The sequence below is a fragment of the Flavonifractor sp. AGMB03687 genome, assembly GCF_017811815.1.
Taxonomy (GTDB): Bacteria; Bacillota; Clostridia; order Oscillospirales; family Oscillospiraceae; genus Flavonifractor.
This window is the reverse complement of the sequence record NZ_JADKZI010000003.1, coordinates 463,755-488,751: the sequence shown is the minus strand read 5'-3', so window position 1 is coordinate 488,751 and position 24,997 is coordinate 463,755. Positions and strand designations below refer to the sequence as shown.

General features: G+C 60.7%; 24 protein-coding genes. 9 read left to right on the top strand and 15 right to left on the bottom strand.

The features are described from left to right. Positions 1 to 56: 56 nt before the first annotated feature. The 4 genes from J9789_RS08875 to hydF all read left to right on the top strand — a co-directional run bounded on the left by J9789_RS08875 (position 57) and on the right by hydF (position 4,033). Positions 57 to 314: a TM1266 family iron-only hydrogenase system putative regulator gene (locus J9789_RS08875; protein WP_087189012.1), complete on the top strand. Its 258-nt coding sequence runs from the start codon at positions 57 to 59 to the stop codon at positions 312 to 314. Continuing rightward, positions 307 to 1,344: a [FeFe] hydrogenase H-cluster radical SAM maturase HydE gene (gene hydE / locus J9789_RS08870; protein WP_209344527.1), complete on the top strand. Its 1,038-nt coding sequence runs from the start codon at positions 307 to 309 to the stop codon at positions 1,342 to 1,344. The genes J9789_RS08875 and hydE overlap by 8 nt, the downstream gene beginning before the upstream one ends. A 61-nt stretch (positions 1,345 to 1,405) precedes the next feature. After that, the gene (hydG, locus tag J9789_RS08865; RefSeq protein WP_209344525.1) at positions 1,406 to 2,824 is read left to right on the top strand and encodes a [FeFe] hydrogenase H-cluster radical SAM maturase HydG; all 1,419 of its coding nucleotides are present in this window, start codon (positions 1,406 to 1,408) and stop codon (positions 2,822 to 2,824) included. 15 nt (positions 2,825 to 2,839) lie between these two features. After that, a complete protein-coding gene (hydF, locus tag J9789_RS08860) occupies positions 2,840 to 4,033 on the top strand; it encodes a [FeFe] hydrogenase H-cluster maturation GTPase HydF (RefSeq protein ID WP_209344523.1) in 1,194 nt (397 codons plus the stop codon). Between the two features lie 40 nt (positions 4,034 to 4,073). Here the strand turns inward: hydF and J9789_RS08855 are convergent, their stop codons facing one another. From J9789_RS08855 to J9789_RS08835, 5 genes are all read right to left on the bottom strand, one after another. After that, on the bottom strand, positions 4,074 to 6,458 hold the full coding sequence (locus J9789_RS08855) for a homocysteine S-methyltransferase family protein (RefSeq protein WP_209344521.1): 2,385 nt from the start codon (positions 6,456 to 6,458) through the stop codon (positions 4,074 to 4,076). Continuing rightward, positions 6,455 to 6,796 carry a hypothetical protein gene (locus J9789_RS08850; RefSeq protein ID WP_209344519.1) on the bottom strand — a complete coding sequence of 114 codons (342 nt, stop codon included), beginning with the start codon at positions 6,794 to 6,796 and terminating at the stop codon, positions 6,455 to 6,457. Before J9789_RS08850 ends, J9789_RS08855 begins: the two co-directional genes overlap by 4 nt. Further along, entirely contained in the window at positions 6,778 to 7,098 is a 321-nt protein-coding gene (locus J9789_RS08845) for a hypothetical protein (protein WP_209344517.1), read from the bottom strand. Before J9789_RS08845 ends, J9789_RS08850 begins: the two co-directional genes overlap by 19 nt. Beyond that, entirely contained in the window at positions 7,095 to 7,955 is an 861-nt protein-coding gene (gene metF, locus J9789_RS08840) for a methylenetetrahydrofolate reductase [NAD(P)H] (protein WP_209344515.1), read from the bottom strand. The genes J9789_RS08845 and metF overlap by 4 nt, the downstream gene beginning before the upstream one ends. 120 nt (positions 7,956 to 8,075) lie before the next feature. Beyond that, positions 8,076 to 8,381 carry a cysteine-rich small domain-containing protein gene (locus J9789_RS08835; RefSeq protein WP_209344512.1) on the bottom strand — a complete coding sequence of 102 codons (306 nt, stop codon included), beginning with the start codon at positions 8,379 to 8,381 and terminating at the stop codon, positions 8,076 to 8,078. Positions 8,382 to 8,522: 141 nt separating this feature from the next. On the opposite strand from J9789_RS08835, the gene J9789_RS08830 reads away from it, so the two are divergent. Further along, a complete protein-coding gene (locus tag J9789_RS08830) occupies positions 8,523 to 9,293 on the top strand; it encodes a polysaccharide deacetylase family protein (RefSeq protein ID WP_209344510.1) in 771 nt (256 codons plus the stop codon). A 30-nt stretch (positions 9,294 to 9,323) separates the two neighbouring features. Here J9789_RS08830 and J9789_RS17040 read toward each other — a convergent pair whose 3' ends face one another. Both J9789_RS17040 and J9789_RS08815 read right to left on the bottom strand, forming a co-directional pair. Continuing rightward, complete coding sequence (locus J9789_RS17040) at positions 9,324 to 10,364, bottom strand: hypothetical protein (protein WP_348633660.1); 1,041 nt, start codon at positions 10,362 to 10,364, stop codon at positions 9,324 to 9,326. 142 nt (positions 10,365 to 10,506) lie between these two features. Then, entirely contained in the window at positions 10,507 to 12,384 is a 1,878-nt protein-coding gene (locus tag J9789_RS08815; RefSeq protein ID WP_209344504.1) for a M60 family metallopeptidase, read from the bottom strand. 11 nt (positions 12,385 to 12,395) lie between these two features. On the opposite strand from J9789_RS08815, the gene J9789_RS08810 reads away from it, so the two are divergent. Continuing rightward, complete coding sequence (locus J9789_RS08810; RefSeq protein ID WP_209344502.1) at positions 12,396 to 13,307, top strand: FAD-binding oxidoreductase; 912 nt, start codon at positions 12,396 to 12,398, stop codon at positions 13,305 to 13,307. A gap of 374 nt (positions 13,308 to 13,681) precedes the next feature. On the opposite strand, the gene J9789_RS08805 is transcribed toward J9789_RS08810, so the two are convergent. Next, positions 13,682 to 14,092: a VOC family protein gene (locus J9789_RS08805; RefSeq protein WP_209344500.1), complete on the bottom strand. Its 411-nt coding sequence runs from the start codon at positions 14,090 to 14,092 to the stop codon at positions 13,682 to 13,684. 169 nt (positions 14,093 to 14,261) lie between these two features. Then, positions 14,262 to 14,996, bottom strand: a complete 735-nt coding sequence (locus J9789_RS08800; protein WP_209344498.1) for a FadR/GntR family transcriptional regulator — start codon at positions 14,994 to 14,996, stop codon at positions 14,262 to 14,264. A 252-nt stretch (positions 14,997 to 15,248) separates the two neighbouring features. On the opposite strand from J9789_RS08800, the gene J9789_RS08795 reads away from it, so the two are divergent. After that, the gene (locus tag J9789_RS08795) at positions 15,249 to 15,929 is read left to right on the top strand and encodes a DUF6198 family protein (protein ID WP_209344496.1); all 681 of its coding nucleotides are present in this window, start codon (positions 15,249 to 15,251) and stop codon (positions 15,927 to 15,929) included. Positions 15,930 to 16,045: 116 nt separating this feature from the next. Here the strand turns inward: J9789_RS08795 and J9789_RS08790 are convergent, their stop codons facing one another. The 6 genes from J9789_RS08790 to J9789_RS08765 all read right to left on the bottom strand — a co-directional run bounded on the left by J9789_RS08790 (position 16,046) and on the right by J9789_RS08765 (position 22,945). Beyond that, on the bottom strand, positions 16,046 to 16,972 hold the full coding sequence (locus tag J9789_RS08790) for a dihydroorotate dehydrogenase (protein ID WP_209344494.1): 927 nt from the start codon (positions 16,970 to 16,972) through the stop codon (positions 16,046 to 16,048). Further along, positions 16,959 to 17,717: a dihydroorotate dehydrogenase electron transfer subunit gene (locus J9789_RS08785; RefSeq protein WP_209344492.1), complete on the bottom strand. Its 759-nt coding sequence runs from the start codon at positions 17,715 to 17,717 to the stop codon at positions 16,959 to 16,961. Before J9789_RS08785 ends, J9789_RS08790 begins: the two co-directional genes overlap by 14 nt. Before the next feature lie 11 nt (positions 17,718 to 17,728). Further along, entirely contained in the window at positions 17,729 to 18,907 is a 1,179-nt protein-coding gene (locus tag J9789_RS08780; RefSeq protein ID WP_209344490.1) for an NADP-dependent malic enzyme, read from the bottom strand. 11 nt (positions 18,908 to 18,918) lie between these two features. Further along, positions 18,919 to 20,238, bottom strand: coding sequence for an adenylosuccinate lyase family protein (locus tag J9789_RS08775; protein WP_209344488.1), 1,320 nt, complete (start codon positions 20,236 to 20,238; stop codon positions 18,919 to 18,921). Positions 20,239 to 20,251: 13 nt separating this feature from the next. Continuing rightward, positions 20,252 to 21,628, bottom strand: a complete 1,377-nt coding sequence (locus J9789_RS08770) for a dihydroorotase family protein (protein WP_209344486.1) — start codon at positions 21,626 to 21,628, stop codon at positions 20,252 to 20,254. A gap of 87 nt (positions 21,629 to 21,715) precedes the next feature. Then, entirely contained in the window at positions 21,716 to 22,945 is a 1,230-nt protein-coding gene (locus tag J9789_RS08765; RefSeq protein WP_209344484.1) for an Nramp family divalent metal transporter, read from the bottom strand. 511 nt (positions 22,946 to 23,456) lie between these two features. On the opposite strand from J9789_RS08765, the gene J9789_RS08760 reads away from it, so the two are divergent. Then, positions 23,457 to 24,143 carry a GntR family transcriptional regulator gene (locus J9789_RS08760; protein ID WP_209344483.1) on the top strand — a complete coding sequence of 229 codons (687 nt, stop codon included), beginning with the start codon at positions 23,457 to 23,459 and terminating at the stop codon, positions 24,141 to 24,143. A gap of 20 nt (positions 24,144 to 24,163) precedes the next feature. Continuing rightward, positions 24,164 to 24,997 carry a fumarate hydratase gene (locus J9789_RS08755; protein ID WP_209344481.1) on the top strand — a complete coding sequence of 278 codons (834 nt, stop codon included), beginning with the start codon at positions 24,164 to 24,166 and terminating at the stop codon, positions 24,995 to 24,997.

Genomic DNA, 24,997 nt, shown 5'->3' with positions numbered 1-24,997 from the left:
GTGGCGCACCCTTCTTGGGTGCGCCATTTGTCATTTTTTGCAAGGAGGAAATTGCTATGGAAGAGACCCGCGTGGCCCTGCTGGGTGTGGTTGTGGAGAATCCCGACTCGGTGGAGGAGCTCAACGCCCTGCTCCACGAATACAAGGACTATATCATTGGCCGAATGGGCATCCCCTACCGGGAGCGCAAGGTGAACATCATCTCCATCGTGCTGGACGCCCCGGCCGACGCCATCAGCGCCCTGTCCGGCAAGGCGGGTATGCTGCCGGGCGTGAGCTGCAAGGCGGTGTACTCCAAGCTGCCCAATGAATGATCTGCTGGACAAGCTGTGCCGTCAGCGGCGGCTGGACCGGGAGGAATGGCGGACCCTGCTGGCGAACCGGCACAGCCTGGACCGGGCGGACCTCTTTGCCCGGGGCGAGGCGGAGCGCCGCCGGTGGTACGGCGACCAGATCTACGTCCGAGGGTTAATAGAGTGTAGTAATATCTGTAAAAATAACTGTCTGTATTGCGGAATCCGGCGGGACAACCGCCATGTGGCCCGCTACCGGCTGGACCGGGACACCATCCTGGCCTGCTGCGAGAAGGGCTATGGCTGGGGCTTCCGCACCTTCGTGCTCCAGGGGGGCGAGGACCCGGGGCTTACCTCCGACTGGGTGGCCGAGACGGTGGCGGCCATCAAGGGCCGCTTTCCGGACTGCGCCGTGACCCTCTCCCTGGGGGAGTTCGACCGGCAGACCTATCAGCTGTGGTTTGACGCCGGAGCCGACCGGTATCTGCTCCGCCATGAGACTGCCGACCCGGTCCACTACGGCAGGCTGCACCCCCCGGAGCTCACCCTGGCCCACCGGATGGACTGCCTGCGTACCCTGAAGGACATCGGCTACCAGGTGGGGGCCGGATTCATGGTGGGCTCCCCGGGCCAAAATACGGACACCCTGGCGGAGGACTTCTGCTTCCTTCAGGACTTCCAGCCCCACATGGTGGGCCTGGGGCCCTTCATCCCCCAGAAGGACACCCCCTTTGCGGAGGAGCACGCGGGCACCCTGGAGGACACCCTGATCCTGCTGGCTCTGGTGCGGCTCACCCTGCCAAAGGTGCTGCTGCCCGCCACTACCGCCCTGGGCACCATCCATCCCCAGGGCCGGGAGCTGGGTATCCAGGCGGGGGCCAACGTGGTGATGCCCAACCTGTCGCCCCCGGACACCCGGGAAAAATACACCCTCTATGACAACAAGCTCTGCACGGGCGACGAAGCCGCCGAGCACCTGGCGGGCCTGCGGAAACGCCTGGCCGCCATCGGCTGCACCGTGGCCGTCCACCGTGGAGACTTTCCCAATTAAAAAGAGAAAAAACTGACGGGGAAGGAGTTTGACCTGACCCAAAAGAAAGGAAGTAACACCCATGTACGATCCCAAATCCAGAAAAGCAGAGGACTTTATCAACCACGAGGAGATCCTGGACACCCTGGCCTACGCCGACGCCCACAAGAATGACGCGGCGGTCATTGACGCCATCCTGGAGAAGGCCAAGCTGCGCAAGGGCCTGACCCACCGGGAGGCCTCGGTGCTGCTGGCCTGTGAGCTGGAGGACAAGAACCAGGAGCTCTATGAGCTGGCCAAGCAGATCAAGAAGGACTTTTACGGCGACCGCATCGTCATGTTCGCCCCCCTGTATCTGTCCAACTACTGCGTCAACGGCTGCCTCTACTGCCCCTACCACGCCAAGAACAAGCACATCCCCCGCAAGAAGCTGACCCAGGAGGAGATCAAGGCGGAGGTCATTGCACTCCAGGATATGGGCCACAAGCGGCTGGCGCTGGAGGCGGGCGAGGACCCGGTGAATAATCCTCTGGAGTACATTCTGGAGTCCATCAAGACCATCTACTCCATCAAGCATAAGAACGGCGCCATCCGCCGGGTGAACGTGAACATCGCCGCCACCACAGTGGAGGACTACCGCAAGCTGAAGGAGGCCGGGATCGGCACCTATATTCTGTTCCAGGAGACCTACCACAAGGAGAGCTACGAGAAGCTCCACCCCACCGGACCCAAGAGCAACTACGCCTACCACACCGAGGCCCACGACCGGGCCATGGAGGGCGGCATCGACGACGTGGGTCTGGGCGTGCTCTTCGGCCTGGAGCTGTACCGCTACGAGTTTGCCGGCCTGCTGATGCACGCCGAGCACCTGGAGGCGGTGTTCGGAGTGGGTCCCCACACCATCAGCGTGCCCCGGGTGTGCCCCGCCGACGACATCGACCCGGGCGCCTTCGACAACGGCATCTCCGACGACATCTTTGCCAAGATCGTGGCCTGCATCCGGGTGGCGGTGCCCTACACCGGCATGATCATCTCCACCCGTGAGAGCCAGAAGGTGAGAGAGCGGGTGCTGGGCCTGGGCATCTCCCAGATCTCCGGCGGCTCCCGCACCAGCGTGGGCGGCTACGTGGAGAAGGAGCCGGAGGAGGAGTCCTCCGCTCAGTTCGACGTGTCCGACAGCCGTACCCTGGACGAGGTGGTCCGCTGGCTCATGGAGCTGGGCTATGTGCCCTCCTTCTGTACCGCCTGCTACCGGGAGGGCCGCACCGGCGACCGGTTCATGTCCCTGTGCAAGGCGGGCCAGATCCAGAACTGCTGCCTGCCCAACGCCCTCATGACCCTGAAGGAGTATCTGGAGGACTACGCCGCCCCTGAGACCAAGGCGGTGGGTGAAAAGGTCATTGCCCAGCAGCAGGCCTACATCACCAACCCCAAGGTGAAGGAGATCGTGGCCGACCGGCTGGTGAAGATCGCCCAGGGCGAGCGGGACTTCCGGTTTTAAGCAGGAGGGATACCCATGAGCCTCAACGCCACCCCCGCCGGCGAGCGGGTCCACATCGCCTTTTTCGGCCGGCGCAATGCCGGTAAGTCCAGCCTGGTCAACGTCTTCACCGGCCAGGACCTGGCCATCGTGTCCGACGTGAAGGGCACCACCACCGACCCGGTGTACAAGGCCATGGAGCTGCTGCCCCTGGGCCCGGTGCAGATCATCGATACCCCCGGCATCGACGACGAGGGCGAGCTGGGTGAACTGCGGGTGAAAAAGACCCGGCAGGTCCTGAACAAGACCGACTTGGCCATTCTGGTAGCCGATTCCACCACCCCCCTGGGCAAGTCGGAGGAGAAGCTGCTTGCCCTCATCAAGGACAAGGGCATCCCCTACCTGCTGGCCTGGAACAAGGCCGACCTGCTGGAGTCTGTGCCCCAGGAGGGGGAGAACACCCTGTGGGTGAGCGCCCTCACCGGCCTGCACATCCATGAGCTGAAGGAGAAGGCCGCCCGCCTGGCGGGCCAGGAGGGCCCCAAGCGGCCCCTCATCGCCGACCTGCTCCAGCCCGGGGACACAGTGGTGCTGGTGGTGCCCATCGACAAAGCGGCCCCCAAGGGGCGGCTCATCCTCCCCCAGCAGCAGACCATCCGGGACGTGCTGGAGGCGGGAGCCTCCGCCCTGGTGTGCCGGGATACCGAGCTGGCCCTTACTTTGGAAGGGCTGCCCAAGCCGCCCCGGCTGGTGGTCACCGACAGCCAGGTGTTTGGCAAGGTGGCCAAGGTCGTGCCCCGGGAGGTGCCTCTCACCTCCTTCTCCATCCTCATGGCACGGTACAAGGGCGATCTGGGCCTCACGGTGGAGGGCGCTCGGGCGGTACGGGAGCTGAAAACCGGGGACAAGGTGCTTATCGCCGAGGGCTGCACCCATCATCGCCAGTGCGAGGACATCGGCACCGTGAAGCTGCCCCGCTGGATCCACGAGGCCACCGGGGTGGAGCCGGACTACACCTTCTGCTCCGGCCGGGAGTACCCGGAGGATTTAAGCCCCTATAAAATGGTGATCCACTGCGGGGGCTGCACCCTGGGGGAGCGGGAGATGAAGTGCCGCCAGCGCACCGCCGCCGATCAGGGCATCCCCATCACCAACTACGGCATCCTGATCGCCTCCCTCAACGGCATCCTGGAGCGCACCCTGGAGCCCTTCCCGGAATTTCAGAAATGAAAAAAGGACCGCTGCACCGCAGCGGTCCTTTTTCTATGCATTAGTTTTGATAGATCTCCTTGGCGTACCGGACGGTGGCCATGGCGTCCTTGGCGTAGCAGTCTGCCCCGATCTGGTCGGCGTAGGCGGGGGTGAGTACCGCGCCGCCCACCACGATCTTCACCTGGGGGCAGTGCTCCCGCAGCTGGCGGATGGTCTCCTCCATGCTCACCACGGTGGTGGTCATCAGGGCGCTGAGGCCCACCAGTTTCACGCCGGGCTGTCCGGCGGCCTCCACAATGCGCTCCGGGGTCACATCCCGGCCCAGGTCGATGACGGTGAAGCTGTAGTTTTCCAGCAGCACCTTGACGATGTTCTTGCCGATGTCGTGGATGTCCCCCTTGACGGTGGCCAGCACCACGGCGCCCTGGCTGGGCCGGTCCTCGCCGGACATGGCGTTCTGCACCACGGCAAAGGCGGCCTTGGCGGCCTCGGCGCTCATGAGCAGCTGGGGCAGGAAGAGGGTGCCCTTCTCAAAGCCCTGACCCACCTGGTCCAGGGCGGGGATGAGCACGCTGTCCACGATGTCCAGGGGGGCCTTGCCGCTGTCCAGGGCGGCCTGAGCGGCCTGAGCCGCTCCCTCCTTGCTGCCCCGCAGGACGCAATCGGTAAGGGAGGGGCCATCCCCGGCGGCCACCGGAGCGGAGGGGGCTTCCTGCCCGCCGTAGGCGGCGATGTAGCGGCCGCACTGGGGGTCCAGACCCATGAGGGCCTGATAGCTCCGCCAGGCTCCCATCATGGAAGCGTTGTTGGGGTTGAGGATGGCGCAGTCCAGCCCCTGCTGGAGAGCCATGGTGAAGAAGGCGGTGTTCACCAGCTCCCGCTTGGGGAGACCAAAGGACACGTTGGACACGCCCAGAATGGTGGATACTCCCAGCTCCTTCTTGATGCGGCCCACCGCCTCCAGGGTGACCTTGGCGGCCTCCGGCTCGGAGGAGATGGTGAGGGTCAGGGGATCGATGACGATCTCCTTTCTGGGGATGCCGTACTGGGCGGCGGTGTCGCAGATCTTTTTGGCGATGGCCAGCCGGCCCTCCGCTGTGGCGGGGATGCCGTTCTCATCCAGGGCCAGGCCCACCACCACGCCGCCATACTTCTTCACCAGGGGGAAGAGGGCGGCCATGCTCTCGGCCTTGCCGGACACCGAGTTGAGCATGGGCTTGCCGTTGTAGCGGCGCATGGCCCGCTCCATGGCCTCCGGGTCGGAGGTGTCCAGCTGGAGGGGGAGGGGAAGGACGGCCTGGAGGGATTCCATCACCTCCACCAGCAGGGCGGGCTCGTCGATCTCGGGCAGACCCACGTTCACGTCCAGCACCTGGGCTCCCGCCTCCTCCTGGGCAAAGGCCTCGTTGAGGAGGTACTCAATGTTGTGGTCCCGCAGGGCCTGCTGGAATTTCTTCTTACCGGTGGGGTTGATGCGCTCGCCGATGACCACGGGGGCACGGCCGATCTCCACCGCCTGGGCGTAGGAGGACACCAGGGTGCGGCCCTTGTCCGCGGCGGGGGTGAAGGGCTTGTCCCGGCACACGTCCACGACGGCCCTGATGTGGTCGGGGGTGGTGCCGCAGCAGCCGCCCAGGATCTGGACGCCCAGGTCGGCAATGACACCCATGTGGACGGCAAATTCCGCCGGGCCCACGTCGAAGACGGTACAGCCGTCGCAGGCGTGGGGCAGACCGGCGTTGGGGTTGACGATCAGAGGCACCGAGGCATACTCCAGCAACTGCTTCACGATGGGCAGCATCTGGGCGGGGCCCAGGCCGCAGTTGACGCCCAGGGCGTCCACGCCCAGACCTTCCATCAGAGCCACGGTGGAGGCGGGGGTGCCGCCGGTGAGCAGCTTGCCGTTCTCGCCGTACACCGTGGTCACCACCACCGGCAGGTCGCAGTTCTCCTTGGCGGCCAGCACGGCGGCTTTGGCCTCGTAGGAGTCGCTCATGGTCTCGATGAGCACCAGGTCGGCTCCGGCGGCGGCGCCTGCTTTCACCACCTGGGCGTACAGGGCCACCGCGTCCTCGAAGTCCAGGTCGCCCATGGGCTTGAGCAGCTTGCCGGTGGGGCCCATGTCCAGAGCCACGAACACGTCGGGCCGGGGGTCGGCGTCCCTGGCCTCACAGGCCAGCCGCACCCCGGCGGCCACCAGCTCTTCCAGGTCAAATTGACCGCCGGCGGGGAACTTCAGGGCGTTGGCGCCGAAGGTGTTGGTACACAGGATGTTGCTCCCAGCCTCCAGGTAGGCCCGGTGGAGGGCGGAGATGCGCTCCGGGTGGAGCAGGTTCCAGGTTTCGGGCAGCTCGCCGCCCTTCAGGCCCTGAGCCTGGAGCAGGGTGCCGGTGCCGCCGTCGAAAAACAGGCGCTGGCTGTGCAGCGCGTCGATGAATTTCATGTGGTATCTCTCCTAAAGGCGCAGTTGGTTTTGGAACAGGTGGCGCAGCCCCCGGCGTGACATTTGCCGGGGGTGTTGGACAGGCCGATCACTGCCGTCACCGACTTGATGGGGGCCAGCAGGCAGGTGTCGGTGGCGGTGAGGCCGATCTTCCGGGGCCCGTCCAGCCGCCGCACCAGCTCGGGCTGGTCGGTGAGGGGGAAGTCCCCGTAGCCGGGGCTGAACCGGGGCCGCAGGTAGCGACCGGGGTAGCGCTCTGCCAGCTGGTCGCAGGCGTCGTCGCACACCGCCTCAATGAGGGCGGCGGCCACCGCCTGATCTACGGCGGCCCGGGCCACCTGGCCTGCCGCGAGCGGGCGATGAGCCGGTCCACCCCTACCCCCAGGGTGGCCCCAAAGAGGAGGGCGGCGGTGCAGCCCTCCAGGTGGGCCCGCAGCTTTTCACTGTGGATGGACCAGTCCCCCAGCTCCACCCCGCCGGGGCGGAGGGTGAGGAGGACCTCCAGGGCGGTCCACCGGGGCTCGGCGGCATTCTCCACCGCCTGGATGCGCTCCTCCAGCAGGGCGGCGGTGGCCTCGTCGGGCTCTGTCCCACGGCAGCCCAGATAACGCAGGGCCTCCCTACGGGGGGTGTGGATCATTTCAGAACCTCCGACAGGCTGGTCTGGATGGAGGCGGCGATCTCAGGCTTGTTCATGGAGTAGATGTGGATGTGCTCCACGCCGTTGGCGATGAGGTCAATGATCTGCTCGGCGGCGTAGGCCACACCGGCCTGGCGCATGGCGGCGGGGTTGTCCCCGAACTTGTCCACGATGGCCTTGAACCGCTCGGGCAGGTAGGTGCCCGACAGCTTGCAGATGCGGGCGATTTGCTTGCCGTTGGTCACCGGCATGATGCCCGCCACCACCGGCACGGTGATGCCCTTCTCCCGGATGCGGTAGAGGAAGTTGTAGAGAATGTTGTTGTCAAAGAACATCTGAGTGGTGAGGAACTGGCAGCCCGCCTCCACCTTGGCCTTCAGATGGTCGATGTCGGCGTTTTTGGTGGGGGACTCGGGGTGCCCCTCGGGGTAGCAGGCGCCGCCGATGCAGAAGTCGCCGTGGGCCTTGATGTCCTTCACCAGCTGGGCGGCGTACTGGTAGTCGTGGGCGGGGGCGCCCCCCTCGGGAATGTCGCCCCGGAGGGCCAGCACGTTCTGGATGCCCTTCTCCTTCAGGTGCTCCAGCACCTGGGCCACATGCTCCCGGGTGGAGGAGGCACAGGTCAGGTGGGCCAGCACGTCCACGCCGTACTGCTGCTGGATACCGGCGGCAATGCCCACGGTGTAGTCGCTGGTGCCGCCGCCGGCGCCGTAGGTGACGCTCATAAAATCGGGCCGCAGGGCGGCGATCTCCTGGGTGGCCTTGGCCACGGAATCATAGGTGTCGCTGGTCTTGGGGGGAAAAACCTCAAAGGACAGCGTGGGGCGGTCCTGGTTCAAAATGTCGATGATCTTCATGGAAGCATCTCCTTCGCTTGGGGAATTAGGGATCATTATATCACACATGGGTGAAAAATCCTATCGCTTACCAAAAAGAAAGGGCCAGCTGTTTGACAGCTGACCCTCTTGTTGTGCGTGTTACTTCTGTTCGGCTTCCCGCTCCCGGTCGGCCATGGTTTTGGCAATCTCCTGGAACTTGGCGGCAATGTAGCCGTAGTTCTCCCGCTTGTGGGGGAGGGTACAGTTGCTGCAGTCCTTGATGCCGCTCTCCAGATACTTGAAGTTGCCGCCGCACTCCCGGCCCAGCATATACAGCGGGCAGTAGCAGAACAGGCAGTTAAAGTCCTGTCCCTCGGGGACCTTGTGGCAGGGGAAATACTCGCACTCCTTGTTGGTGTAGAAGGAGAAGTGCTTGCCTTCCCAATAGGGTTTGTTCTCTTCCATGACCGCGCCCCTTTCTGTGTGATTCTGCTCTCTCATCATACACGGAGGGGATGGGGGCTGTCAAGCTACAGGAAATCCGCCCCTTCTGAACCGGAAGATCTTGTCATAGTCTGTATCAATCAGATGGTAGGAGGTACGGCTATGAAGATTATTTTACTGCGGCGGAAGCTGCTGGCGGTGCTGGCCTGCGCCCTGGCGGCGGCAGCCATGTTCTATGTGGTCAACTATCCCGAGGTGGTGAGCGCCGCGTCCACCAACCGCCAGCTGCCCATCTACTGCGTCCAGCGGGATCAGAAGATGGTGGCCATCTCCTTTGACGCTGCCTGGGGCAATGAGGACACCCAGCAGCTCATCGACATTCTGGGGGAGTACCAAATTAAAGCTACCTTTTTCGTGGTGGGGGACTGGGTGGACAAATACCCCGAGTCGGTGAAGGCCCTCCACGACGCAGGCCATGAGATCATGAACCACTCCAACACCCACGCCCATTTCAACAGCTTGTCCACCGAGGAGATCGTGGCCGATGTGGAGGCCTGCAACGACAAAATCGAGGCCATCACCGGCGTGCGGCCTACCCTCATCCGCTGCCCCTACGGGGAGTATGACGACCATGTGATCTCTGCCATCCGCTCCATCGGCATGGAGCCCATCCAGTGGGATGTGGATAGCCTGGACTGGAAGGAGATCCCGGCAAATGAGATCACCCAGCGGGTGGTGAGTCGGGTGTGCCCCGGCTCCATCGTGCTCTTCCACAACGCCGCCATCCACACGCCGGAGGCGCTGCCCGGCATCATTGAGTGCCTGCTCCAGGAGGGATACACCTTTGTACCCATCTCCCAGATCATCCTGCCCGGCACCTGCGGCACCGACTATACCATTGACCACACGGGGCGGCAGCAGCCCTGTACCTGAGCAAAAAAGAGCCCGCGCCCCGTTTCCAAATTAGAAACGGGGCGCGGGCTTGTTGATTTGCGGAGAGATCAGTCCGCCAGGTTCTGGCAGAAGCGAGCCAGAATCACAGCGGCCTGGGCCCGGGTGGCGGAGCCGGCGGGAGAGAGGGTGGTCCCGCTGGTGCCGGTGATCAGGCCGGAGCCCACCGCCCAGCTCATAGATTCTGTGGCGTAGGAGGCCACCTGGCTGGCATCGGAATAGCTGCTCAGCTGGGCCCGGGCGGACACATCGTAGCCCTTGTAGCGGGCGTACCGGTAGAGGATGGCGGCCATCTGCTCCCGGGTGATGGTGTCGTTGGGTCCGAAGCTGCCGTTGGAGTAGCCGGTGACAATGCCGTTGGCGCTGGCCCGGGCCACGCCGTCGGAATACCACTGGCCGGAACTGACGTCGGCGAAGGTAGCGCCGCCGCTGATGGGTGAGGGACACCGCCTTACCGGAGGCGGTGGTCACCTTCAGAGACTGGAGGGTATAGCCGGAGTTGGGGGTGGCGGTGAGGGTGATCACCTTGCCGGGAATGGCCTCAGCGGCGCTGGCGATGACCTTGCCGCCGAAGGAACTCTGGATGGTGATGGCACGGCTGGTGGTGCTGGTGCCGCCGTTGGAACCGCCGGTAGAACCACCGGTGGAGCCGCCGCCGTTATTGCCGCTGTCGGAACCGCCGGAGCCGTTATCGGAACCATTGGAACCATTGTCAGAGCCGCCGGTGGAGCCGCCCTGATCCACGGAGGGATAGGTGGTCTCGGAGTGGTCGGAGCCAACTACCTTCACGCCGGAGGCCTTTTCCACGGTAAAATGGGTGCCGTCGTTTGCGGAGATGGTGCCCAGGGTGAGGGTGCCGTTATCCGTCAGCACGCCGGACTTGGCGGTGACATAGACGGTGAGGGTGTTGCCTTCCTGCTTGTAGGTGGTGTAGATACCGGGCAGGGCGTCCAGGCCGCCGTCCGTGGTAAAGTCGTAGGTAGTGCTGTTGTTGGAGAGGGTAAAAGTGGCCTGGATGATCTGGCAGTTAGAGGATACGCCGGAGAAGCCCACTTCTTGGCTGGCGGCCTCCTGAGAGGAGGTCTCCAGCCGCAGGCCACCGGCTGACCGCCGCCCAGGGGGTGAGGGCGGCGGTCAGCAGGCAGAGGGTCAGAAGTAAGACAGAGAGCTTACGCAACATGTTCATCCTTTCGGTTTACTTGAGGTCGTTTTTCAGATCGATGAGAGGCAGATCATCCTCTCCAGGGAAGCTGATCCACAGAGTCTGGCTGGTGACCCGCTTGCTGTCGGCGCTGGTGGCGTCGTCGGTGCGGTAGAACACCGCGCGGATCTCCAGGGGATAGGCGTCGGTGACGCCGTCCTGCTTGTTGAGCTCCTTCTCAGACTCCAGGTCGGGCACGAAGATAAAGAAGCCGTCGCTGGTGTCGCTGACTGCGCCGTCGGCGGGGATCTCGGCCAGAAGCAGACCGTAGCCGTTCATGGCACGGGTGATGGTGGTGATGCCGTTGGCCTCGGCGGCCTCGCTGGTGGTGTTGTACACCGCCTCAATGCCCACGTAGTTGTAGGTGGGATCGCCGCGGTAGGTACCCAGGATCACCAGGGTGCCTTCCTCAATGACTTCGTCGGCCTCGTCGCCGTAGCGGTAGTCGTCCTTCAGTACGCCCACAGTGGCGCCCTCGTAGAAGTCCACACGGTCGCCGGGGTAGTCCAGCAGCTGAACGTCAGCATTCTCAGGGATACCGGTGATCTCCAGCACAGCGGCGTCGTAGGTCCAGATGCGGGTATCGCTTTCGGGCGCGCCGGGCTTGGTGAAGTAGGCCACCACGGTGTCGTCGGACAGGGTGCCGGTCTTGGCGGTGGTCCAATCCTCCGCTTTGGCGTCAGCCTTCACCTTCACGGTGTACTGACCGGACAGGCCGGTGCCGGTCACCTTGATGCCGGTAACGGGGACGGAGGTACCATTCTTCATGGTGATGGTAATGGTGCCGTCCTCACGGTTCAGGTCGTACAGGTCGGCGCTGATGGTCTTGTCGTAGGCCACGCGGACCTCGTTGCTCTCGGCCTCGCTGCCCAGGTTGCCCAGCTTGTCCACGGGCACCACAGAGTAGGTGTAGGTCAGGTTGTTGGCAGCGCCCAGATCGTCCACATAGGTGTTCTCGGTGGTAAAGCCGATGACCACATTGTTGCGGCGGATCTCATAGCCCAGGATCTTGTCGCTGTCGGTGTGGCTCATGGTCAGGGTCACCTTGGACTCGTTCACAGAGGCGGAGACCGCAGCGGAACCGCTGGCGGCGCTGCCGCTATTCAGACGGTAGGTACGGGAGGCGTCGTTCAGATACCAGATGGCACGCTCCTCGGTATGGTAGTCGTTCAGCATGCCCTTCACCTCATCGCTGAGGGTCATGCCCCAGCGGGTGAAGAACTCAGTGAGGTTGCGGTTGGCCACCTGGGAGGCGATGAGGGCTACCCGCTCGTCGTAGGTGTAGCCGCTGTACGCGCCGGACTTCCACAGCTTAAAGAACTGGTTGTAGAAGGCCAGAGGCTCATCGGCCTCGTCATAGGCCAGGTGGAGCTGCCAGTACATGCCCAGCTGCACAAACACGTTGTTGGCGGAGCCGGGGCGGCCCTGGGCGACCTTGTTGAAGATGGTCTCCCAACGCCCGTCGGCGGTGAGACGGGTATCCAGGGCCATGGAGCTGCCGTCCCAGGCCTGGAGGGCCAGGGAGTAGATGTTGTTGGTGATCTCGGCCTTGCCCAGCTTGTCCATGTTGTGGCCGATCTCATGGGCGATGCCCCAGCCGAACAGGCCGTTGGACTTGCCCGCGCCGGTAGCGGAGGTGGGCTTGCCCTGAACCAGGGCGGAGGTGGAGCCGTACTCCACGCCGATGTGGTTGCCGGCGGCGTACATGAAGGCACCGGCGAACATGCGCATGTAGCGGATGTTCTGACGGGTGGTCATGGGGTACTGATAGCCGGACAGGGTGGCGTCAGAGTCGATGATACCCTGGACCTTGTTGGCGATGAAGAGCTCTTCCTCCCAGGCCAGAATGTTCTGGTACATGGTGTTGACCATACGTCCGGGCCATGACCGTGGTGCTGCCCGACGGCCGCATTGTCCGCTTCGGCGGCGAGGTCAACAAGACCAGCTCCGGCTACAGCCTGCTCCACCTGATGATCGGCTCTGAGGGTACTCTGGGCATCATCACCGAGCTGAGCCTGAAGGTCATTCCCCGTCCCAAGCAGGCGGTGAGCCTGCTTGGCATGTTTGCCACCCTGGACGACGCCATCTCCTGCGTGCCTCAGGTGAAGATGGCCGGCCTGGATCCCCAGGCCCTGGAGTTTATGACCCGGAAGGGCGTCCAGGAGATCGAGGAGTTTCTGGGCAAGCACGTCTACCCCGACAAGAGCGACGGGCAGGAGGCAGGCGCCTACCTGCTGTCCACCTTCGACTGCGAGAAGGAGGAGGACCTGGACGAGATCATGGAGAAGGCCGCCGAAACCTTCCTGGAGAACGGCGCCCTGGACGTGATTGTGTACGACACCCCCGAGGCCATGCGCAGCGCCTGGATGGTGCGTTCCTCCTGCCTGGAGGCCCTGCTGGCCAAGTTCCAGCTCAGCGATGAGTGCGACGTGGTGGTGCCTATCCCCAAGATCCCCGAGTTCGTCCACTACTGCGTGTCCCTGGAGGACGAGGTGGGCCTGGCGGTGCGGCCCAGCGGCCACGCCGGCGACGGCAACGTCCATGTCAACGTGTGCGCCAACGACATGGACCAGGACGAGTTCCTGAAGAAGGCCGACCGCTTCATGGAGCTGGTCTACCAGAAGGCCCGGGAGCTGGACGGCCTGGTGTCCGGCGAGCACGGCATCGGCTCGGCCAAGGTGGGCTATCTGGAGGCCTTCCTGGGCGAGACCAGCATGGAGCTGATGCGGGGCATCAAGGCGGTCTTTGACCCCAAGAACCTGCTCAACCCCGGCAAGGTGTGCGGCAAGCTGTAAAACAGACGGCCGGATTGAAAAATAAAGAGCCCTCCGGCTATAGAGCGGTGTTCATAAAACAGTGAATCCTCCGCATGGTTGCAATCATACGGAGGATTGTTTTCTACACATAATTCAAACTTGCTGGCGGCGAACGGTTTGTCAAAACCGTTCGCCGCCAGCAAGTTCACAGGGGATAGCCGCTTTAGCGGCGCAAGGGGGTGTAGCCACCTTGACGGAAAAAGTGACGCAACATCCTCGGTCATGCAGTTTTTCTGCTGAGGTCGAATGAAGCTCGGCAGGACGCACGATACTCCCGACAGTAGAGTATAGAAGTGCGCCCTTTTGTCCGGAAAGTATTTTACAGCATCCCGGCAAACTGGAAGTTGTCGACATTATAGATCCTTATCCTCATAGGGCTTGTTCCACGAACCGATCTCGATGATATTTCCTTCTGGGTCAGCAATAAAGCACGTCCTTTGTCCCCAAGGCTCAGTAGTTGGTTCTAACAAAGAAGTTGCGCCATGGTCAATAGCATTTTTATATTGCTTATCAACTTCCTCGTATGTGTCAACATACAACGCCATCTCAGAATGTGCATTTACTCCCGTAAGATACTCATATCTTTTGCTTGTTAGTTTTTCGAAATCATTTCTCCCATAAAGCAAAAAGAGGGTGCCATCCTTTACTAAGTATACATTATCAGTGTTTTCATCTTCTTTGATCTCAAATCCTAATACATCTCGATAAAACTGGATCATTGTTGCCATGTTCTTAACGAACAGCCCATATCCATCCAATCTCATTACAATACACTCCTTATTCCGCCAAATCCCGATTTGTATATCTTGTCGGCCCCATATTATCATATAACAGGATAAGATACAAGAGCAAAACTACTGTGGCTGTTAACTGTTTTACGACCACCGCCCTATGCCGGAGGGCTCTTTTATGTTATACTAACAAAGATTGTGCTTACTGCAGATCCAGGCTGAAGGCGTTCATATGGACGAGCATGGCCTCCTTGGCCCGCTCCTCGTCCTGATCCCGGACGGCCTCAAAAATGGCCTCATGCATGGCCTGGACCCGGCAGGCCATGGCGTGCTTCTCCTCAGGGGGAAGGGAGAGCAGCTTGTCCTTCATAAAGGCCTGATTGACCTTGCTGAAGGCCCGGTTGAAGATGACGCTCACCTTATTCTGGGAGGCAGCGGCCAGCAGTCCATGGAAGTGGGAGTCCATGCTGATGAAGGTCTCATAGTCGTCTATGCTGTTCTTCATGTCGGCCAGATACTGCTCCATGGCCTGGATGTCCTCCTCCGTGCGGCGGTGGACCGCCCAGATCACGGTGGTCACCTCGCTGGAACGGCGGTATTCACTGATGTCGGCCAGGCTGATATGGCCCACCATCAGGGCGTCCTTCAGGGAGTTCTCCAGCAGCTTGTTGTTGGGCTTGAGCACCACCGCGCCATTGCTGCCGGGAATGGTGCGGATATAGCCGGAGCGCTCCAGCATGCGCAGAGCCTCCCGCACGGTGGGGCGGCTGCGGTGGAAGAGCTCCATCATATTTCGTTCGCTGGGCAGGCGGTCACCCGGCTTGAGTTCGCCCCGCATGATTAGGTTTTTGACCTGCTCAAAAATGGCCTCGCTGGCCCGTTTGGTCTCTACGGGGTGGAATTTTTCAAAAGCGCCCTGTTTTTCTTCGTTTGCCAATGGAGCGCACATCCTTTCTAACCTCAGGTAATCTCTTCTAACTAGCTATCCTAGCATATCAGGCGGCTTTTTTCAAGTCATAGTTTCCATTTTGACTGATCTGCTATGGGTACAATGGATAAAATAAGGCAAAAAGTTTTGTCGAAAAGGCAGAAAGCGGCGGATCAAGCGACAAATCCCGGTACAGCCTTTGACATAGTTAACTAAGTATGCTAGTATAATGATGTTATAACAAATGAGGGGGATTCTAATATGAGTGAATCGTCGGCAGCCCTGAGCGGGGGCGTCCGGGCACGGAAGTTCGTTTACCGCATCCTGTTTTATGTACTGGGATTGCTCATCATGGCCTTTGGTGTGGCCATCTCCGTCAATTCGGAATTGGGCGTATCCACGGTCAACTCCCTGCCCTATGTGATCTCGCTGATCACCGGGAGCAACCTGGGCACCTGCGTCATCATCGTCTTTGGCTGCTACATTGTGGTGCAGATCCTGCTGCTGCGCAAGCAGTTCAAGTGGATCAACCTGACCCAGATCATTTTCTCCACCATTTTCGGCTACTTTACGGACTTTGCCAAGTTTGTGGTGGGTGATTTTGCCCTTCCCACCTATTTCGGCAAGCTGGTGATGCTGGCGGTGAGCATCGTCATGATCGCCGTGGGCGTGTCCATGTACGTGGGCACCAAGCTGATCAACATGCCTATGGAGGGCATGACCAGCGCCATTACCGAGCTGCTGCCCGGCAAGAGTTTCCACCAGGTCAAGGTTGTGGTGGACTGCATCGTGGTTGTGGCGGCTCTGGTTCTGTCCGTGGTGTTCCTCCACGGGCTCTACGGCGTGCGTGAGGGCACCATCCTGTGCGCCCTGCTGGTGGGCTCCGCCATGAAGCCCATCCAGAAGGTGCTGCTGCCCGTAATGAACCGCATCTGCTTCTGATGAGATATACACAAATTGAAACGAAATGTGGAAAACCTGACGCATATGCGCCAGGTTTTCTTTTTCTGTATGACAAAAGTATAGTACTCAAGTCAGGCGGCAAGGGCTTGCTGCAGTTATGATTTGTGAGCTGCACCCACCAATGGTTGGATGCTCTCTAGGCCTTCCCGGTGGAGATAGGCATCCAAATCCTGCTCCAGACGGCTGGCTGCATCGGGATAAACAAATTGAGCGCTGCCGATTCCCACGGCAGAGGCACCAGCCAAAATATACTCCAGGGCATCTTCCCAAGTGCAGATGCCACCGCTGGCAATGATGGGCAGGTTTACATGCTCATAGAGTTCCCAGGTGCGCAGCACGCCGATGGGGCGGATGGCCGGGCCGCAGATGGGACCGCGGCCATTGCCTAAAACCAGTTGACGGGTCCGCCAGTCGATTTTCATTCCCAGCGGTGTGTTGGTGGTGTATAGGGCGTCGGCCCCGGCCTGCTCGATTGCCTGGGCCACCTCCAGATAATTGGGGAAATTGGTATTGAACTTGACCAGCACCGGCAAATCCACCGCGTTCCGTACCGCTGCCACCAGTGCAGCGGCTGCCTCCGGGTCCCGGCTGTAGAATCCGGCGCCGTGCGAGACATTGGGGCAGGCGGCGTTAAGCTCCAGGGCGGCGATGCGTGTTCCGAAGCGCTCCTCCACCGCACGGCAAAGTTCGACGTAGTCTTCCACCTTGTCGCCGCCCACGCTGACGATGATCTGATCCCGATCCAGGCACTCCAGAACCCGGGGCATGATCTGCGCAAAGAAGGCATCCCGACCCGGGTTCTGCAGTCCGATGGAGTTAAGAACACCAGAGGGGACCTCGCATACCCGCTGGGGCGGATTGCCCACCCGGGGCAGCGGTGTAACGGTCTTCAGGCTCACTGCTCCGTAGCGGGACAGATCGGTATAGGAGGCCAGTTCATAGCCGTGGCCGGTACAGCCGGAGGCGCCCAGCACGGGATTGCGCAGACGCAGCCGACCCAATTGAACCTCAGGGCGTTTCATGGAAGGCCACCTCCTCTCCGGAAAAGACAGGTCCGTCCTTACACACCTTTTTATAGGTCAGTTCCCCGTTGGTCCGGATAGTGATGGCACAGCCCAGACAGATACCGATGCCGCAGGCCATTCTCCGCTCCATGGAGAGCTGACTGGGTACACCGTGGGCCATCGCGCACCGGGCCGCGGTCTCAAGCAGCCCCTCCGGGCCGCAGGCCAACAATAAGTCGGTGCCCTCCAGCAGGGACTCCAGTGTGGTTGCCAGGGCAGCGCGGTTTTCCGAAGTGGCCACCTCCAGCCGGTCCTGGAAGGGCAGCGCTTCAAGCAGCGCCTGGTCCCGCCGGGGCGAAAAGAGCAGACGTACCCGCTTGCCCTCTTCCAGCAGTCGGCGTGCCGACAGTGCCAAGGGTGCCAAGCCGATACCGCCGGCTACCAACAGGCAGGTCTGATGATGGTCGTTCCATGTAAAGCCGTTTCCCAGGGGGCCCAGCACATCTACAGAGTGGCCCACGGGCCAGACCATCATAGCCGTGGTTCCTTCTCCTACTGTGCGTACCAGAAGGGAGAAGGTTTCCTGCCCGTCGGTATCAAAGATACTGATGGGTCGGCGGAGAAAGGGGGTCTGATAGCCCTCGGTAAGCTTCAGCTCCACAAACTGCCCCGGCCGGGCCGCAGCGGCCACCTGAGGACAGCGGAATACATAACAGATATCCCGCCCGGTGATCGGGCGGATTTCCAATAACGTAGCGCGCATAGGCGTCCTCCTCAGATGCGGGCCACGCCGCTGTCCCGGGCGGCCTGGGCTACAGCGGCGGCCACAGCCTTGCCCACGCGGGGATCAAACGCGGCGGGGATAATGTAGTCGGCACTCAGCTCCTCGTCGGAGATCAGGCCTGCCAGGGCCTCGGCGGCAGCCACCTTCATGGCTTCGTTGATGTCTCGGGCCCGCACGTCAAAGGCGCCTCGAAAGATGCCGGGGAAAGCCAACACGTTGTTGATCTGGTTGGGGAAGTCGCTGCGGCCGGTGGCAATCACGGCTGCCCCTCCGGCCCGGGCATCGTCGGGGAAAATCTCCGGAGTGGGGTTGGCACAGGCAAAGATGATGGCGTCCTTATTCATGGTCTTGACCATTTCCGTAGTCACTGCACCAGGAGCGGACACACCGATGAACACATCGGCACCCACCAGCATATCGGCCAGAGTGCCCTGCTTCTTGGCCAGGTTGGTTATCTTGGCCATCTCATTCTTGATGGGGTTCATCCCCTTCTCGCGTCCTTCGTAGATGGCGCCGTTACGGTCACACAGGGTCACATCCTTTACTCCCGCTGCCAGCAGCAGCTTGGCAATGGCGATGGCGGCGGCACCGGCACCATTCATGACAACCTTGATATCCTCTTTTTTCTTGCCTACCACCTTCAGAGCGTTGGTAAGTCCGGCCAGGGTAATGACCGCCGTACCATGCTGATCGTCGTGGAAGATGGGGATGTCACAGCACTCCTTGAGCTTGCGCTCGATCTCGAAGCACCGGGGAGCCGAGATATCCTCCAGGTTTACGCCGCCGAAGGAGCCGGAAATCAGCTGAATGGTACGTACAATCTCGTCCACATCGTGGCTCTTGATGCAAAGCGGGAAGGCATCCACACCGCCGAATTCCTTGAAGAGCACACATTTGCCCTCCATAACCGGCATGCCCGCCTCGGGGCCAATGTCTCCCAGGCCAAGCACCGCGCTGCCGTCGGTGACCACCAGGCACAGATTCCACCGCCGGGTCAGTTCATAGCTTTTGTTTATATCCTTCTGGATCTCCAGGCAGGGTTGGGCCACGCCCGGAGTATAGGCCAGGGACAGATCGTTCTTGTCCTTGACCGGTACGGTGGACACCACTTCGATTTTGCCCCGTTTTTCATAGTGCAGCTTCAGACTCTCTTGTGCAATGGGCGTCATTCTCATATCACTCATTTCTGTTTTTTCAACGTCTCCGCTGTGCGGTGGGCCAGGGCGGGGCACTGCCCCAGATATTGCAATGGATCCAGCAATGTATGAATGCGCTCCGCCGTCAGGTGCTGTGATACTACCGGATCCCGGGCCAGCTCGGTCTCAAAGTGCTTGCCGTTCTGGAAGGCATCTACGGCGATGTGGTTGATCCGCTCATGGGCGTGCTGTTTGCCGATGGCTTTGCCCAGCTCCAGCATGACATGCTCGGACTGTGTCAGCCCACCCAGCTTGTTCAGATTGGCCTGCATATTTTCTACGTTGACCCGCAGACCAGAGAGCATCTTGTCCGCCAGATCCAGCAGCTGTGCGGCGGCCAGGCAGGCGGCCTCAATGTGTTCCCGTTCTCCGGCAAAATGCATGAGGTTGCGCTCGTGATCCACCCACATCATCTCCTGGACGGCGCCGTTGTGGTAGCGGATATCCCGGGCCAGGCTCATCATGGTTTGGCTGTTGGTGGGGTTGATCTTGTGGGGCATGGTGGAGGAGCCCACGGTTCCCTCTGCCCAGGGCTCACCCAGTTCGCCGATCTCGGTACCCATAAGCAGGTATACCTCCTGGGCGATGCGGCCCAGGCAGCCCGCAATCAGGGTCAGTTCCGCCGTAAACTCGGCAAAGCGGTCCCGAGCCACATGCCAGCAGATCCCCGGTACGCCCAGCCCCAGAGACTTGGACATGAGGGCCTGGATGGCGTCCCCGTTCTCACCGAAGGAAACCATGGAGCCCACCGCGCCGGAGAGCTGGAGCACCAGGATGCGCGCCCGGCTCTGGTCCAGTCGATCAATGGAGCGCTGGAGCTCGTCGGCCCAAATGGCGGCCTTGTAGCCAAAGGTAATGGGCAGGGCCTGGATGTTGTGGGTACGGCCCATCATGGGGGTGTCGGCGTAGCGTTCACAGAGAGCCACCGCCGCATCCCGGATAGACACCAGCTTGGGCCGTCCGCAGTCAAAGAAGGCCTTTACAGCCAGCATAAGAGCGGTATCCATCACATCCTGGGTGGTGGCGCCCAGGTGGATGTACTGGCCGCTCTCCGGACCTGCCGCTTCTTCCAGCAGACGGAGCATGGCAACCATAGGGTGGCCGGTCTTGGCGTAGAGAGCGTCGTAGCGGCTCAGATCCAGCTTATCCACGTGGGCAGCGGAGGAGATGTCCTCCGCTGCCTTTTGGGGGATAATGCCAAGCTGGGCCTGGGCAGAGGCCAGTGCGGCCTCTACCTCCAGCCAGCGGGTGAAGCGGCCGTCCCGCTCCAGCAGCCCTGAGATGACAGGAAAAATCGCTTCCACGGGTCTACCCCCCTTACTTGCTGTTTTCGGCAGTGATCATCTTGCCCCAGCCAGGCTGAGCGTCCATCACGCCGTTGTCCATGACCACGCGGCCGCGCACCACGGTGCCGGTGACCTTGCCGTGCATCTTCCGGCCCACATAGGGGATGGTCTGGGTCTTGGTGTACACCGTGTCCTTCTCGCTGATTTCCCACTCCTGGTTCAGATCCACAATGGTGAAGTCGGCGTCGGTGCCGGGCAGATTGGAGCCCTTCCGGGGGTACATGCCAAAGGTCTTGGCAAAGTTGACAGAGGTGACCTCCACCAGCCGCTCCAGAGACAGGTCGCCCTCATTTACGTGGCTCACCAGCAGATGGCCGAAGTAGTCCAGCATGGCAAAGCCGGCGCCGGTGTGAAGGGCGTCCTCAGGATGATACTCCTCAGGGGCGTGGGGCGCGTGGTCGGAGCCGATCATATCGATCGTGCCGTCCCGTACGGCCTCCCAGATCTTGGCCTTGTCCGGCTTGGCGTCGTGGTTGAGGTAGATGTACTTGCCGGAGTCGATGTGGTAGATCTCATCGGAGGCGTCCATGGCAGGCATGTACTCGAAGGAGGACACGATGGTCATTTTGCCCCGCTCCTTAAGCATGCGTACCAGGTCAATATAGCCGGGCATCCAGGCGTGCATGGCGTACCACTTCAGTCCCGCCTTCTTGGCGTAGTAGGACAGCTGGTAGGCCGCGCCGGTCATTTCCTCGTCGGAGTACCACAGGTGGCGCACATTCTCCAGGGTGAGGGGCTTGCCCTCGGCCTTAATCTTCTCCACCGCCGCATCAAAGAAGTACTTGTCGAAGGGGTGGACGGAGCAGTACTTGCCGGTGGCGGCCACGGCCCGGAAAGCCTCATAGATCCGGTGGGTATCCAGGGTACCGGCGGTGGTGTTGTAAGGGTAGGTGGCCACTTTCTCAAAGAGCTTGAACCAGGCGGAGCCAGCCTCGGCGATCTGCTTCACATCCTCCGGAGTGCCCAGAGGGCAGCCGATGGGATTGAAGTCGATGACCGCACGCTCCTCGCCAGCCTTGACCTCTTCCATATAGGCCTCCAGCGTGCTGGGTACCGGCTTGATGTTGGGCTGGGGACAGACCATGGTGATGCCGCTGTGGGCGGCCGCCATAGTGCCGGTATAGAAGTCCTCCTTATGGGTCAGGCCGGGGTCGCGCAGATGGCAGTGGCAGTCGATAAAGCCGGGCAGCACATACTTGCCGGCGGCGTCGATGACCTTATTGCCCTCCAGCTCCACGCCGGGCTCTGCAAGGACTGCAATTTTTTCTCCCGCCACGCCTACGTTCAGTTTATGGAAGCCCTTCTCGGTATACACGGTACCGTTTTTAATAACCAGATCAAATTGCATGATACAGACTCCTTTCGAGATACACGTCGTAAAAACAATCTCCGGCGCCGCCGAGACTGTCACGCCATGGCAGCGCCGGAGATGCGGTTATGCTAAGAAGCCTTTGATGATGGTGATGAGGTTGTTGATCACCGTGATCATAATGAAAATATAGGAGATGGTGAGAGCCACGGTGAAGCCCTTGCCGATCTTATAGCGGCCCATTTCATCTTTCCGGTTGCACAGCAGGATGGTCATAATGCCGAGGATGGGGGTGTTGATGACGCCGCCGATCTGGGCCAGAGTCATCAGCTGAGCAGGAGCGCCGCCATAGAGCAGGGCTACCACCATGCCGAACACCAGCATCAGAATGCTGATGTAGTTTTCCGCTTTGTTCTCCATGCCGGAGTCCTTATCCATGGCCTGGAGCAGCAGATTGATACCCAGCTTGGGCGCCATCATCAGAGAAGAGATGGCTGCGGCCAAAAAGCCGATGCCGAAGATGGGACGGATGAAGTTACCCAGCAGACCGCTGAGCGCGTTCACCAGATCCATGCCGTTGCCGATGGGCTGGCCGGGCAGCAGATTGGCGCCCACGAAGAAGCAGCATACAGAGATCACGCCGATAGCGATCACGCCCACCACCACGTCGGTACGCAGGCCACCGTGGTCGATATCCTCGCAGGTGTAGCCCTTTTCTTTGGCCAGAGAGGAACCCCAGGCGCAGGTGCCCAGAGAAGCGGTGGTGCCCAGCAGGGAGAGCATGATGGCCATGCTGCCGGCGGGCATACCGATCAGGCTGTGGGAGACGGTGCCGTCATAGGGAATACCGGCGGTGCCAATGAGGGATATCACAAAAATGACGGCCATCACTGCCACCAGGACCTTCATTACATTTTCGATCTTGTGGTACAGACCCTTAAGGAAGTAGAGCGCTGCGCACACGATCAGAGCGATCACGCCGCCCGCTTTTACGGAGATGCTAGGGAAGAGCATGGAAATGCCCAGGCCGCAGCCCATAAAGTTGCTGATACCGTAAATGCACTGGCCGATGAAGGCAAAGATACCGGCCAGCAGTGCTACGCCCTTGCCGTACTTCTCCCGGATACCCACCATCAGAGGACGGCCGGTGACTACGGTATAGCGGTTCATAGCCAGGGAGAAAACGGCCCGGAAGGCCAGCATAACGATAAACCACCAGAACAGCGTATAGCCGAAATTAGCGCCTGCATTTGTAGATGAAACAATGGAGCCGGGACCAATGGTAGTGGAGGCCAGAATAAAGCCGGGCCCCAGTGCCGCCAGGAAATATTTCAAGCCACTTTTCTGGGAAGCCATATTTTCTTTTTCCAACTCTTTCACCTCTGTTGTTTCTATAGGGCTGTTTGTGTCGATTCGGTTCAAGCGCGCTTTGCCATGGCACCAGTATAACCGTCCAATTTTCCGGAGGCAAATGATACATATCTGCGCAGTGTTATAATCGCATCGGCAGAAATATTTGATTGTATACAGGCTTATTCATGGCAGCGCCGGCAGATGTGATATCTGGAACAATGTTCCAAGGGCGTCTATGGTATCCGGCAGGCCCAGCCCGCGCAGTGCACCCCATAGGCCGCACTGGTTGCTGGTGAGTACCGGCTTGCCCAGTTCCTCTCTTAGTTTCACGGCTGTTTCCAGCATAATACCAGAGAAAAGATCCCTGCAATTGATACATAATTATACATGGTTGTACCTGTGCTGCGGATTGTATATCTATGTATTCAAAGCCCTTTTATTGACACACTTCCGGTGAAATCCTATAATGAAAAAATAGCAGCGGACAGCCGTCCTGCTGCGGAGGAGGATGCCCATGGACCCACAGATTCAGATGCTCCGTACTCAGTTGGTGGAGAAAAAGCAGGCAAGCGACACCCTGTACTGTACCATCAAGGAGGCAATTGCCACAGGGTTGCTGCCCATGGGCACCCGGCTGCGGGAGGAGGAGTTGGCGGAGGTTTTTGACGTGTCCCGTACACCCGTGCGGGAGGCCATGAAAAAGCTGGAAATGGAGCAGCTGATCCAGAGCAACAACTCCAATGGCTCCATTGTACGTGTGCTCACCGTGGACGAATGCCTGGATACACTGGAGGTACTGGAACTGGTGCGGGCCTCAGCGTGCAATCTGCTGATGGGGCGGATTCCCCGTACCCTGCTCATGGTGCTGGAGCAGAATACCCGCAAGGGTGAGAGCCTAAAAGAATCCTTCCAGCGCTATGAAAACAACGCTGAGTTTCACGATCTGCTGGTCAAAGCCACGGGCAATTCCGTGCTGGAAAAGCTCAACCAGCAGCTCTCCTTTACGGAACGCACCATCAACCACACCGTGCTCCCCGTCCATTACGCCGACAACTATGCCGAGCGGCACCGGGCTCTGGTACGAGCCATTGTCGACAACGATGAAGAGGCCGTGCGGCGGGAATTGGACCACAGTAAGCAAAAAGTAGAAGAATATATGCGCCGCATCATCGGAGCCTTTCTGGATGCTGGCGGCGCCTGAGGAAGGAGTGAGAATAAACCATGCGGGAACTCTCAGCCCAAGCGATTACGGATGCAGTAGCCCGGCTGTGTATCATGGCCAATACTCGTCTGCCCCAGGATGTAAAAGATACCATCGCTGCGGCCCGTCAGGCGGAGCCGTGGCCGGTGGCCCAGGACATTCTGGATAAGATCATTGAAAATTACTCCATTGGCGGAGATATCCCCATCTGCCAGGACACCGGTATGGCCTGCGTTTTTCTGGAGGTGGGGCAGGAGGTCCACATCAATGGGGATCTGACACATGCGGTAGACGAAGGCGTGCGCCGGGGTTATACCGAGGGATATCTTCGCAAGTCGGTGGTCAGGGATCCCCTGGATCGGGTGAATACCGGTGACAACACCCCCGCCATGCTGTATACCGATTTGGTGCCTGGCGACCGGGTGAAGATTACTGTGGCGCCCAAGGGATTCGGCAGCGAGAACATGAGCCGAATTGCCATGCTCAAGCCTTCCGACGGACTGGAGGGCGTCAAAGCCTTTATCCTGAATGCAGTGGAGCAGGCCGGGCCAAACCCCTGTCCGCCTATTGTGGTGGGAGTGGGCATTGGCGGCACCTTTGACAAGTGTGCTCTGCTGGCCAAGCGGGCTCTGCTGCGCGAGATGGGTACCCACAACCCAAATCCTTTCTATGCCGACCTGGAAGAGGAGCTGTTGGAGAAGATCAACGCTCTGGGTATTGGACCCCAGGGCTTTGGCGGAAAGACCACCGCCCTGGCCGTCCACATCGAGACATTGCCTACCCATATTGCCGGCCTTCCCTGTGCAGTGAATATCAACTGTCACGTGGCCCGTCACGTCAGCGAGGTGCTTTGA

What these genes read in the sequence shown, in the direction of transcription:
- J9789_RS08795 (WP_209344496.1), top strand. Translation starts at nt 15,249, where the DNA reads ATGAGTGAATCGTCGGCAGCCCTGAGCGGGGGCGTCCGGGCACGGAAG.
- metF (WP_209344515.1), bottom strand. Translation starts at nt 7,955, where the DNA reads ATGAAGATCATCGACATTTTGAACCAGGACCGCCCCACGCTGTCCTTT.
- J9789_RS08785 (WP_209344492.1), bottom strand. Translation starts at nt 17,717, where the DNA reads ATGCGCGCTACGTTATTGGAAATCCGCCCGATCACCGGGCGGGATATC.
- J9789_RS08855 (WP_209344521.1), bottom strand. Translation starts at nt 6,458, where the DNA reads ATGAAATTCATCGACGCGCTGCACAGCCAGCGCCTGTTTTTCGACGGC.
- J9789_RS08780 (WP_209344490.1), bottom strand. Translation starts at nt 18,907, where the DNA reads ATGACGCCCATTGCACAAGAGAGTCTGAAGCTGCACTATGAAAAACGG.
- J9789_RS08830 (WP_209344510.1), top strand. Translation starts at nt 8,523, where the DNA reads ATGAAGATTATTTTACTGCGGCGGAAGCTGCTGGCGGTGCTGGCCTGC.
- J9789_RS08790 (WP_209344494.1), bottom strand. Translation starts at nt 16,972, where the DNA reads ATGAAACGCCCTGAGGTTCAATTGGGTCGGCTGCGTCTGCGCAATCCC.
- J9789_RS08835 (WP_209344512.1), bottom strand. Translation starts at nt 8,381, where the DNA reads ATGGAAGAGAACAAACCCTATTGGGAAGGCAAGCACTTCTCCTTCTAC.
- J9789_RS08765 (WP_209344484.1), bottom strand. Translation starts at nt 22,945, where the DNA reads ATGGCTTCCCAGAAAAGTGGCTTGAAATATTTCCTGGCGGCACTGGGG.
- hydG (WP_209344525.1), top strand. Translation starts at nt 1,406, where the DNA reads ATGTACGATCCCAAATCCAGAAAAGCAGAGGACTTTATCAACCACGAG.
- J9789_RS08770 (WP_209344486.1), bottom strand. Translation starts at nt 21,628, where the DNA reads ATGCAATTTGATCTGGTTATTAAAAACGGTACCGTGTATACCGAGAAG.
- J9789_RS08805 (WP_209344500.1), bottom strand. Translation starts at nt 14,092, where the DNA reads ATGAGATTGGATGGATATGGGCTGTTCGTTAAGAACATGGCAACAATG.
- J9789_RS08815 (WP_209344504.1), bottom strand. Translation starts at nt 12,384, where the DNA reads ATGGTCAACACCATGTACCAGAACATTCTGGCCTGGGAGGAAGAGCTC.
- J9789_RS08810 (WP_209344502.1), top strand. Translation starts at nt 12,396, where the DNA reads ATGACCGTGGTGCTGCCCGACGGCCGCATTGTCCGCTTCGGCGGCGAG.
- J9789_RS08845 (WP_209344517.1), bottom strand. Translation starts at nt 7,098, where the DNA reads ATGATCCACACCCCCCGTAGGGAGGCCCTGCGTTATCTGGGCTGCCGT.
- J9789_RS08875 (WP_087189012.1), top strand. Translation starts at nt 57, where the DNA reads ATGGAAGAGACCCGCGTGGCCCTGCTGGGTGTGGTTGTGGAGAATCCC.
- J9789_RS08760 (WP_209344483.1), top strand. Translation starts at nt 23,457, where the DNA reads ATGGACCCACAGATTCAGATGCTCCGTACTCAGTTGGTGGAGAAAAAG.
- hydF (WP_209344523.1), top strand. Translation starts at nt 2,840, where the DNA reads ATGAGCCTCAACGCCACCCCCGCCGGCGAGCGGGTCCACATCGCCTTT.
- J9789_RS08755 (WP_209344481.1), top strand. Translation starts at nt 24,164, where the DNA reads ATGCGGGAACTCTCAGCCCAAGCGATTACGGATGCAGTAGCCCGGCTG.
- hydE (WP_209344527.1), top strand. Translation starts at nt 307, where the DNA reads ATGAATGATCTGCTGGACAAGCTGTGCCGTCAGCGGCGGCTGGACCGG.